We start from the raw sequence: 10,642 nt of genomic DNA on the forward strand, positions 1-10,642 counted from the left end.
ATGCGCCAGCGCTGGCGCAGCACTCCCTCGCGGCGGAAGCCCAGGCGTTCGAGCACATGCGCGGAGGGTGCGTTGCGCGGGTCGATCTCGGCTTCCACGCGATGCAGGTGGAGGGTGCCGAACAGGTAGGCCAGTACCTGCTGCAGGGCCTCGTGCATGTAGCCCTGGCCCTGGCGATCGGGTGCCAGCAGGTAGCCGATCTCGGCGCGGGCTGCAGTGCGGTCCACTGCAAACACCACGCAGATGCCCAGCAGTGGACCTTCCAGTGATTCGCGCACGGCCAGCTTCAGCTGGGTACCGATGGCATGGGCGGCGAGATCATCGTCGATCTGCTCGCGCGCCTCGGCCTGTCGCGTCCAGGCCGGATGATTCCACCAGCGCATCACATCGGGATTGGACTGCAGCGTGAACAGCGCGGCGGCGTCGTCACGGCGGATCGGGCTCAGGACCAGCCGTGCGCTGTGCAGCGGCAGGTCGGGGAACAGCAGCGAGTGGCTGGCCAATACGGTGGTCCACGCGGATGGACGCGCATTATGGCGCCGCCGGGTTTGCCGATGGGGGCGGCATGCCCGGGGCGGATGGGTCGGACCCCTTTCCCGGCGGGAAACGGATCCGACCCCGCGAGGGATCAGACTTCCAGCGAAGCCAGGTCGCCCTTCGACTCCAGCCAGCCCTTGCGGTCGGACGCGCGCTTCTTGGCCAGCAGCATGTCCATCAGCGAGCGGGTCTGCTCGCCATCGTCCACGGTCAGCTGGACCAGGCGGCGCGTATCCGGGTGGATGGTCGACTCGCGCAGCTGTGGCGGGTTCATCTCGCCCAGGCCCTTGAAGCGGGTGACGTTGATGGCGCCCTTGATCTTCTCGCGCTCGATCTTGTCCAGCATCGAGCGCTTTTCTTCCTCATCGAGGGCATAGAACACCTGCTTGCCCACATCGATGCGGAACAGCGGCGGCATCGCCACGAACACATGGCCGGCATCGACCAGTGCCGGGAAGTGCTTCAGGAACAGCGCGGTCAGCAGCGTTGCGATGTGCAGGCCGTCGGAGTCCGCGTCGGCCAGGATGATCACCTTGCCGTAGCGCAGGCCGCTGATGTCGTCCTTGCCGGGGTCGCAGCCGATGGCGATGGCCAGGTTGTGTACTTCCTCCGAGGCCAGCACGCTGTTGGACGAGACTTCCCAGGTGTTCAGGATCTTGCCACGCAGCGGCATGATCGCCTGGAAATCCTTGTCGCGGGCCTGCTTGGCGCTGCCGCCTGCCGAGTCACCTTCCACCAGGAACAGCTCGGTGCGCGACAGGTCCTGGCTGATGCAGTCTGCCAACTTGCCGGGCAGGGCCGGGCCCTGGGTGATCTTCTTGCGGACGACCAGCTTCTCGGTCTTCAGGCGCGCGCTGGCACGCTCGATGGCGATCTGCGCGATCTTCTCGCCCAGTTCCACGTTCTGGTTCAGCAGCAGGCTGAACGCATCATGGGCGGCACCTTCGACGAAACCGGCGGCCTGGCGCGAGGACAGGCGCTCCTTCGTCTGGCCGCTGAACTGTGGGTCGGTCATCTTCAGCGACAGCACGAACGACACGCGGTCCCACACGTCTTCCGGGGCCAGCTTGACGCCACGCGGCAGCAGGTTGCGGAAGTCGCAGAACTCGCGCAGCGCTTCTGTCAGGCCGGTGCGCAGGCCGTTGACATGGGTGCCGTGCTGCGCGGTGGGAATCAGGTTGACGTAGCTTTCCTGCACCAGCTCGCCTTCCGGCAGCCAGGCCACGGCCCAGTCAACTACCTCGGTGTCCTTCTTCAGGTTGCCAACGAACAGGTCGGCCGGCAGCGATTCGCGCTCGCCCAGCTCCAGCTTCAGGTAATCGCGCAGGCCGTCTTCGTAGTACCAGGTATCGACTTCACCGGTGGCTTCATCGGTCAGCTTCACAGTCAGGCCCGGGCACAGCACGGCCTTGGCACGCAGCAGGTGCTTGAGCGCGCGCACCGCGAACTTCGGCGTATCGAAGTACTTCGGGTCCGGCCAGAAGCGCACGCGGGTACCGGTGTTCTTCTTGCCGACGCTGCCGACCACTTCCAGCGGCGTGGCACGGTCGCCGTTGCGGAAGGTGATGCGGTGTTCGGCGCCGTCGCGCTTGATGTGCACTTCCACCAGGGTCGACAGCGCATTGACCACGCTGACGCCGACGCCGTGCAGGCCGCCGGAGAAGGTGTAGTTGTTGTTGCTGAACTTGCCGCCTGCGTGCAGGCGGGTGAGGATCAGCTCGACACCCGGGATCTTCTCCTCCGGATGAATATCCACTGGCATGCCGCGGCCGTCATCGCTGACCTCCACGCTGCCGTCCTTGTACAGGGTGATCTCGATCGAACGGGCGTGGCCGGCGAGGGCCTCGTCCACCGAGTTGTCGATCACTTCCTGCGCCAGGTGGTTCGGGCGCGCGGTGTCGGTATACATGCCGGGACGGCGCTTGACCGGGTCAAGGCCGGACAGGACTTCAATATCGGCGGCGTTATAGCGGGCGTTCATCTGTCTTCGAAAGCTTGGAGCGACGGGCAAGTGTGGGGTCTGGCACGGGAATTTGCACGCCTGCGGTTCAGTCTCGGCGGCGCAGAGGAGGTAAAATAGCCCTCGCTGGAATCTGAACGCCGGCGGCCCCGTTGGGTCTGAACGTCCAAGCCATACCGCGAGGAGGACCTCATGAAGAAGTTGCTGACCATTGCGATCCTGGCCGCTGCCGCCGTTGCAGTGCCGCTGGTGGTGGCGCAGAACGCCGGCCAGCCGGCCCCGCAGCAGGGTGACCAGGCCGACAAGGCGCAGGCCGAGGCCGATGCCAAGGCCAAGCGTCGGGCCCAGGCCAATGCCGAAATGAAGGCGCAGGGCCAGCCGGCCCCGCAGCAGGAAGAGGAAGAGGAAGCGCGCAAGAAGCGCTGATCCCGCAACCTGCCAGGCGCCCTTGCGACAAGGGTTGCGCACCGAAACGCCCCGCCCAGCGGGGCGTTTTTTGTTGGATCGGCCGCACAAGCCCCTTGGGTTGGCGGCCATCAATCTGTAAACTATGGCTTTCCGGGAGTAAGTGCGTGTCCACCCTTTGCGAATGGGCTGGAGCGGCCAAGCGTGGCTTCCAGCATGGCGGGTCGCAGGTGACGGTCGATTTGACCGGCACGGTCGCCCCGACCTCGCACGATGGTTCCCGTCCGGCGCCTGCCGCCGCACGGATCCGCACCTCCCTCGCTGCCACAGCGAACCGGAAAACCCCCTCTGAGCACCATGCCCGCCCTTGGGGTGCGCGTGGTGCTGCCGTTTTCCATTTCCAGACAGGATGCTTGCAGCCATGACTCCCTTGATTTTCGTAACCGGCGGCGTGGTGTCCTCGCTCGGCAAAGGCATTGCCGCCGCGTCGCTGGCCGCCATTCTCGAAGCCCGTGGCCTGAAGGTCACGATGATGAAGCTCGACCCGTACATCAACGTCGACCCGGGCACCATGAGTCCGTTCCAGCACGGTGAGGTCTATGTCACCGACGACGGCGCGGAGACCGACCTCGACCTGGGCCACTACGAGCGCTTCGTGCGCACCCGCCTCAGCCGCAAGAACTCGGTCACCACCGGCCGCATCTACGAGAACGTGATCCGCAAGGAGCGCCGCGGCGACTACCTGGGCGCGACCGTGCAGGTCATTCCGCACATCACCGACGAGATCCGTCGCTGCATCGACGAAGCCACCGAAGGCTATGACGTGGCACTGGTCGAGATCGGCGGCACCGTCGGCGACATCGAGTCGCTGCCGTTCCTGGAGGCGATCCGCCAGGTGCGCACCGAGCGTGGCCCGGAGAAGGCGCTGTTCATGCACCTCACCCTGGTGCCGTACATCGGCGCCGCCGGCGAGCTGAAGACCAAGCCGACCCAGCACTCGGTGAAGGAACTGCGCTCGATCGGCATCCAGCCGGACGTGCTGCTGTGCCGCTCCGAGCAGGCGGTGCCGGATTCGGAGCGCCGCAAGATCGCCCAGTTCACCAACGTTTCCGAGCGTGCGGTGATCAGCGTGCCGGACGTGGACGTGCTGTACCGCATCCCGTCTGGCCTGCATGCACAGGGCCTGGACGAAATCGTGGTGAACCAGCTGAAGCTGGCAGACAAGGCCGGTCCGGTCGACCTGTCGATGTGGGAAGACGCGGTCGATGCGACCCTGCACCCGCTGGACGAAGTGACCATTGCCGTGGTCGGCAAGTACGTCGATCACCAGGATGCCTACAAGTCGGTCGGCGAAGCACTGAAGCACGGTGGCCTGCGCCAGCGCACCAAGGTCAACCTGAAGTGGCTGGAAGCACAGGACCTGGAAGGCACCGACATGGCCGCGCTGGCCGATGTCGACGGCATCCTGGTGCCGGGTGGCTTCGGTGACCGTGGTTTCGAAGGCAAGGTGCTGACCTCGAAGTTCGCCCGCGAGCAGCAGGTGCCGTACTTCGGCATCTGCTACGGCATGCAGGCGGCCGTGGTCGACTACGCGCGCAACGTGGTCGGCCTGGAAGGTGCCAACAGCACCGAGAACGACCGCCAGTCGCCGAACCCGGTGATCGGCCTGATCACCGAATGGCGCACCGCCAGCGGCGATGTCGAGAAGCGTGACGACAAGAGCGACCTGGGTGGCACCATGCGCCTGGGCCTGCAGGAGCAGCGCCTGAAGCCGGGCACGCTGGCCCGCGAGCTGTACGGCAAGGACGTGGTCGCCGAGCGCCACCGCCACCGCTACGAGTTCAACAACCGCTACCGCACCCAGTTGGAAGATGCGGGCCTGGTGATCGCCGGCAAGTCGATGGACGACACCCTGGTGGAAGTGGTCGAGCTGCCGCGCGACGCGCATCCGTGGTTCCTGGCCTGCCAGGCGCATCCGGAATTCCTGTCCACGCCGCGTGACGGACACCCGCTGTTCATTGGTTTCATCCGTGCCGCGCGCGAGCGCAAGGCCGGCGGCAAGCTGCTTTCCGAAGCGCGCGCCTGACTTGTGAATGGGGGCTTCGGCCCCCATCCTGCATGCTTCAACCCCCAGCGCACCGGCCTTGCCGGTGCTGCGGACAACAAGGAAACGCCATGAAACTGTGTGGATTCGAGGTCGGGCTGGACCAGCCCCTGTTCCTGATCGCCGGCCCCTGCGTGATCGAGTCGATGCAGCTGCAGCTCGATACCGCCGGCAAGCTGAAGGAGATCACCGACAAGCTCGGCGTCAACTTCATCTTCAAGTCCAGCTTCGACAAGGCCAACCGCACCTCGGGCACCGCGTTCCGCGGCCCGGGCATGGAAGAGGGCCTGAAGGTCCTGGCCGAAGTGAAGAAGCAGATCGGCGTGCCGGTGCTGACCGACGTCCATGAGTACACCCCGATGGACGAAGTGGCCTCGGTGGTGGACGTGCTGCAGACCCCGGCGTTCCTGGTCCGCCAGACCGACTTCATCCGCAAGGTGTGCTCGGCCGGCAAGCCGGTCAACATCAAGAAGGGCCAGTTCCTGGCGCCGTGGGACATGAAGCCGGTCGTGGAGAAGGCCAAGGCCACCGGCAACGAGCAGATCATGGTCTGCGAGCGCGGTGCCAGCTTCGGCTACAACAACCTGGTCAGCGACATGCGTTCGCTGGCGGTGATGCGCGAGACCGGTTGCCCGGTGGTGTTCGACGCCACCCACTCGGTGCAGTTGCCGGGCGGGCAGGGCACCAGCTCAGGCGGCCAGCGCGAGCACGTGCCGGTGCTGGCCCGTGCCGCGGTGGCGGTGGGCATCTCCGGCCTGTTCGCCGAAACCCATCCGGATCCGTCAAAGGCGCTGTCCGATGGTCCCAACGCGTGGCCGCTGGACCAGATGGAGGCCCTGCTCGAGACCCTGATGGAACTCGACGCGGTGACCAAGAAGCACGGCTTTTCGCGCTTCGCGTGAGTCGTGACCCGTGGGTGGCGCTGGAAACCCAGCGCCGCCGCCGGCACTGGAGACAGTGGCCGTGGGGCCAGATCGCGCTGGGGCTGTCCGCGGTGTTCACCGTGGGCTTGTTCTGCCTGGTGCTGATCGGCGCCGCGTCAGTGCGCCCACCGGGTGATGGCGGCAGCGCGCTCGATCTTCGGGCGTATTTCATTGCGCTTGTGGTCGGAGAGCTGCTGGCCAGCGCAGGGTGCGTCGCTTCGGCTGTGCTGGCCTGGCGATTGAACCGTGGCAAGGTACCGGCAGGGCTGGCGATCATCCTGCTTTCTCTGTGGATCGGCACCCTGTTCTACGGATGGCTTTGATGAATACGACCCCATCGGCGCGCGGCTGGCCCTGGGGCCTGATCGCGCTGGCGCTGTCCGTGTTGACCTGGATGGCCCTGGTGGTGGGCGTGCTGGCCTTCACCGCCGGCTTCCGGCCGCCCGGGGACGGAAACAATGGCGTGCAGGCCACGCAGTGGTGGATGCTGGGCGCGCTGGTCACGATGGTGCTGTGCTTTCTCGGCAGCCCGGTGGCGATGGTGTTGGCCTGGCGACGGCGGCGTGGCCCCATCCTTGCGGCGATTGCCGGTGCATTGCTGGTGATGCTGGTCTCGCTGGTCCTTATCGTGATCGGGTCGAGCTGGGGCTGATGCAGGCCACGCCATTTGGCAAGTGGCGGGCAGCCGGGGATAATCACGCGGCATTCGTTTTGTCGCCCCCTCTCCAGACAGGTAACCGGCCCGACCATGAGTACGATCCGCAGCATCCACGCCCGTGAAATCCTCGACAGCCGTGGCAATCCCACGCTGGAAGCCGAAGTCATCCTGGAGGACGGTTCGTTCGGTCGCGCCGCGGTTCCCTCCGGCGCCTCGACCGGCACCAAGGAAGCGGTCGAGCTGCGTGACGGCGACAAGACCCGTTACCTGGGCAAGGGCGTGCGCAAGGCCGTTGACAACGTCAACACCACGATTGCCGCCGCGCTGAAGGGGTTTGAAGCCACCGACCAGGCCGGCCTCGACCGTCGCCTGATCGATCTGGACGGCACCGAGAACAAGGGGCGGCTGGGCGCCAACGCACTGCTGGGTGTTTCGATGGCCGCCGCGCACGCCGCCGCCGCATCCAGCAAGCAGGCGCTGTGGCAGTACCTGGCTGCCCGGACCGGCGTGACCCCGTCGCTGCCGGTGCCGATGATGAACATCATCAACGGCGGCGCGCATGCCGACAACAACGTCGACTTCCAGGAGTTCATGGTGCTGCCGGTCGGCTTCACCTCGTTCTCCGAAGCATTGCGCGCCGGTACCGAAATCTTCCATTCGCTGAAGTCGGTGCTGAAGGGCCACGGCCTGAGCACGGCGGTGGGCGACGAAGGCGGCTTCGCGCCGGACTTCCGCAGCAACGTCGAAGCGCTGGACACCATCCTCGAAGCAATCGGCAAGGCCGGCTACACCGCCGGTGAAGACGTGCTGCTGGGCCTGGACGTGGCTTCCAGCGAATTCTTCGAGAACGGCAAGTACAACCTGGTCGGCGAGAACAAGCGCCTGACTTCCGAGCAGTTCGTCGACTTCCTCGCCGACTGGGCCGCGCAGTACCCGATCATCACGATTGAAGACGGCCTGGCCGAGAACGACTGGGCGGGTTGGAAGCTGCTGACCGACCGCATCGGCAAGAAGGTGCAGCTGGTCGGTGACGACCTGTTCGTGACCAACCCGAAGATCTTCCAGGAAGGTATCGACTCGGGCACCGCCAACGCGATCCTGATCAAGGTCAACCAGATCGGCACGCTCAGCGAAACCCTGGAAGCGATCGCCATGGCCGACCGCGCCGGCTATGCGGCCGTGGTCTCGCACCGGTCGGGCGAAACCGAAGACACCACCATCGCCGACATCGCCGTGGCCACCACCGCCACCCAGATCAAGACCGGCTCGCTGTGCCGCAGCGATCGCGTGGCCAAGTACAACCAGCTGCTGCGCATCGAGGAAGCCCTCGGCGCCGGCGCGCGTTACGCCGGTCGTGACGCGTTCGTTTCGCTGAAGCGCTGAGCCGATGCGCGACTGGCGCTGGATGCTGCTGGTGCTGGCCCTGTTGCTGGGCTGGCTGCAGTACCGCTTCTGGTTCGGTCCGGGCAATTCGGGTGAAGTGATGATGCTCGAAGCCCAGGTCGCCAACCAGGAACGGGACAATGAGGGTCTGCAGCAGCGCAACGACGCGCTGGCCGCCGAAGTGAAGGACCTCAAGGAAGGCCAGTCCGCCATCGAGGAACGCGCGCGCAGCGAGCTGGGCATGATCAAGCCCGGTGAGAAGTTCTACCGCGTGGTCGAGGATGCGCCGGTCCGTCCGGCGCAGCCCGCTGCAGGCGTCACTGTCCAGGCCGGCGATCACCCGGCGGACGTGCCATGAGCGCGGCGATCTGGGTGGTGGTTCCGGCTGCCGGCCGTGGCGCCCGCTTTGGTGCGCCGCTGCCCAAGCAGTACCTGCAGGCGGGCGGGCAGATCCTGCTCGCTCATACCCTGGACGCGCTGCTGGCGCATCCGGCCGTGGCCGGCGCAATGGTGGTGATCGGCCAGGACGACGGCGACTGGCCGGGCTGGAGCGAATGGGCCGGCAAACCGGTGCTGACCTGCATCGGCGGCGCGACCCGTGCCGCCTCGGTGCTGGCTGGGCTGCAGGCGTTGCCGGACTCGGTGCGCGCTGATGAATTCGTGCTGGTCCACGATGCCGCGCGACCCAACCTGTCGCTGGCCGATCTTGGCCGCCTGCTTGAAGTCGGTCGTGCCGATCCGGTCGGGGCGATCCTGGCTGCACCGGTGCGCGACACCCTCAAGCGTGCGGGCGACGACGGTGGCATCGATGGCACTGAACCGCGCGAGCGGCTGTGGCGTGCACTGACACCACAGCTGTTCCGCCGCCACCAGCTCAGCCGCGCGCTGTCCGACGCCGCCGCTGCCGGTGTTGAAGTCACCGACGAGGCCATGGCCATGGAGCGCCAGGGCCAGCGCCCGCTGCTGGTGGAAGGCAGCGAGGACAACTTCAAGGTCACCACCCCGGCCGATCTGGACCGGTTCGAATTCGTACTTTCCCGCCGCGCCGGCTGACTGCCCGCGCGGCCCTGCTGCAAGGGCTGCATCCATGAGCACCGCACCGTTCCCGCCCGTCCGTATCGGCCAGGGCTACGACGTCCATGCCTTCGGTGAAGGCGATCACATCATGCTCGGCGGAGTGAACGTGCCGCACAGCTGCGGCGTGCTGGCGCACAGCGACGGCGACGTGATCCTGCACGCCCTGTGCGATGCCATGCTCGGTGCGCTGGCGCTGGGCGATATCGGCCAGCATTTCCCGCCGAGCGATGATCGCTGGAAGGGCGCCGACAGCAGCGATTTCGTGCGCCATTGCGACAGCCTGCTGCGCGAGCGTGGCTGGCGCGTTGGCAACACCGACATCACCGTGATCTGCGAGCGGCCGAAGGTTGGCCCGCATGCGCTGGCCATGCGTGAGCGCATTGGTGGGTTGCTGCAGCTGCCGCTGGACGCGGTCAGCGTCAAGGCGACCACCTCGGAGAAGCTGGGCTTCACCGGCCGCGGCGAAGGCATCGCCGCGCAGGCGGTCGTGTTGCTGGTGGCGGCATGATCCCGCTGCCGTTGGCGTTTGGTGCGCCGCTGTTGACGGCGCGCATCCGCACCACGCCGGACGATTTCCAGGTGGATGAACTGCCGGCCTTCGAGGCCACCGGTGAAGGTGAGCACCTGTTGCTGCACATCCGCAAGCGCGGCGCCAACACTGTGCATGTGGCCAAGCTGCTGGCCAAGTGGGCGGGCCTGCCGGAAATGGCGGTGAGCTACGCCGGCATGAAGGATCGGCATGCGGTCACCACCCAGCGTTTCAGCGTGCACCTGCCCAAGCGCGTCGCGCCGGATCTGGCCGAGCTGGCCAGTGATGAGATCGAAGTGCTCGAAGCGACCTGGCACAACCGCAAGCTGCAGCGTGGTGCACTGGCCGGCAACCGCTTCAGGCTGGTGCTGCGCGAGGTGCAGGGCGATGCTGCGGCGATCAGCGAGCGCCTGCAGCAGATCGCCGGGCGCGGCCTGCCGAACTGGTTTGGCGAGCAGCGCTTCGGCCGCGACGGCGGCAACGTGCCTGCCGCATTGGCGATGTTCGGTGGCCGCCGCATGCGCAAGGACCAGCGTTCGCTGCTGCTGTCAGCCGCCCGCTCGGCGCTGTTCAATCGTGTGCTCGCCGCGCGCGTGGAGCAGGGCAACTGGGATCAGCCGCTGGACGGTGAAGTGTGGATGCTCGATGGCAGCCGCAGCGTGTTCGGCCCCGAACCCTACACCGACGTGCTGGCCGAGCGCCTGGCGCGCTTCGACATCCATCCCAGCGCGCCGCTGTGGGGCGAAGGCGAGCTGCGCAGCGCCGACGCTGCACGTGAGCTGGAGCTGGCCGCGCTGGACGACGAGGAATCGAAGGCGCTGCGCGCTGGCCTGGAAGACGCACGGCTGAAGCAGGAGCGCCGCGCGCTGCGCCTGCGCCCGGCGTTGCTGCAGCATCAGTGGTTGGCCAGTGATGTACTGGAACTCTCGTTTGCGTTGCCGCCGGGCTGCTACGCCACCGCCGTGCTGCACGAACTCGGCCCCGTCGAAGACGCCGCGCAGGCCTGACAGAAAAAGGGGACGGAGGGAATTAAGTCGTTTGTGGCACAAACGACTTAATTCCCTCC

12 protein-coding genes are annotated in these 10,642 nt (G+C 66.5%); 10 read left to right on the forward strand and 2 right to left on the reverse strand.

What is annotated here, in order from left to right; translation table 11 throughout:
- On the reverse strand, positions 1–503 hold a 503-nt coding region (locus ABGA94_RS00215), incomplete at its 3' end, for a GNAT family N-acetyltransferase (RefSeq protein ID WP_111191466.1).
- A 125-nt stretch (positions 504–628) separates the two neighbouring features.
- Entirely contained in the window at positions 629–2,518 is a 1,890-nt protein-coding gene (parE, locus tag ABGA94_RS00220) for a DNA topoisomerase IV subunit B (protein ID WP_005416021.1), read from the reverse strand.
- 171 nt (positions 2,519–2,689) lie between these two features.
- On the opposite strand from parE, the gene ABGA94_RS00225 reads away from it, so the two are divergent.
- The 10 genes from ABGA94_RS00225 (at position 2,690) to truD (ending at position 10,583) form a co-directional block, all read left to right on the forward strand.
- Positions 2,690–2,923, forward strand: a complete 234-nt coding sequence (locus ABGA94_RS00225) for a hypothetical protein (protein ID WP_005416022.1) — start codon at positions 2,690–2,692, stop codon at positions 2,921–2,923.
- Between the two features lie 400 nt (positions 2,924–3,323).
- Positions 3,324–4,988 (forward strand): CTP synthase, encoded by a 1,665-nt coding sequence (locus ABGA94_RS00230; RefSeq protein ID WP_005416023.1) that lies wholly within the window; start codon positions 3,324–3,326, stop codon positions 4,986–4,988.
- A gap of 89 nt (positions 4,989–5,077) precedes the next feature.
- Positions 5,078–5,908, forward strand: a complete 831-nt coding sequence (kdsA, locus tag ABGA94_RS00235) for a 3-deoxy-8-phosphooctulonate synthase (protein ID WP_010485995.1) — start codon at positions 5,078–5,080, stop codon at positions 5,906–5,908.
- Positions 5,905–6,252 carry a hypothetical protein gene (locus tag ABGA94_RS00240; RefSeq protein WP_338168114.1) on the forward strand — a complete coding sequence of 116 codons (348 nt, stop codon included), beginning with the start codon at positions 5,905–5,907 and terminating at the stop codon, positions 6,250–6,252. The genes kdsA and ABGA94_RS00240 overlap by 4 nt, the downstream gene beginning before the upstream one ends.
- Positions 6,252–6,581, forward strand: a complete 330-nt coding sequence (locus ABGA94_RS00245; protein WP_053500063.1) for a hypothetical protein — start codon at positions 6,252–6,254, stop codon at positions 6,579–6,581. Before ABGA94_RS00240 ends, ABGA94_RS00245 begins: the two co-directional genes overlap by 1 nt.
- 96 nt (positions 6,582–6,677) lie before the next feature.
- Positions 6,678–7,970, forward strand: coding sequence for a phosphopyruvate hydratase (gene eno / locus ABGA94_RS00250; protein ID WP_053500065.1), 1,293 nt, complete (start codon positions 6,678–6,680; stop codon positions 7,968–7,970).
- A gap of 4 nt (positions 7,971–7,974) precedes the next feature.
- Entirely contained in the window at positions 7,975–8,328 is a 354-nt protein-coding gene (gene ftsB, locus ABGA94_RS00255; protein WP_005416028.1) for a cell division protein FtsB, read from the forward strand.
- The gene (ispD, locus tag ABGA94_RS00260) at positions 8,325–9,023 is read left to right on the forward strand and encodes a 2-C-methyl-D-erythritol 4-phosphate cytidylyltransferase (protein WP_005416029.1); all 699 of its coding nucleotides are present in this window, start codon (positions 8,325–8,327) and stop codon (positions 9,021–9,023) included. The genes ftsB and ispD overlap by 4 nt, the downstream gene beginning before the upstream one ends.
- Positions 9,024–9,057: 34 nt before the next feature.
- A complete protein-coding gene (gene ispF, locus ABGA94_RS00265) occupies positions 9,058–9,555 on the forward strand; it encodes a 2-C-methyl-D-erythritol 2,4-cyclodiphosphate synthase (RefSeq protein ID WP_005409005.1) in 498 nt (165 codons plus the stop codon).
- A complete protein-coding gene (truD, locus tag ABGA94_RS00270; protein ID WP_065179303.1) occupies positions 9,552–10,583 on the forward strand; it encodes a tRNA pseudouridine(13) synthase TruD in 1,032 nt (343 codons plus the stop codon). Before ispF ends, truD begins: the two co-directional genes overlap by 4 nt.
- Positions 10,584–10,642: the final 59 nt, after the last annotated feature.

Source organism: Stenotrophomonas sp. 3diitr2024 (genome assembly GCF_042136455.1).
GTDB lineage: Bacteria > Pseudomonadota > Gammaproteobacteria > Xanthomonadales > Xanthomonadaceae > Stenotrophomonas > Stenotrophomonas sepilia.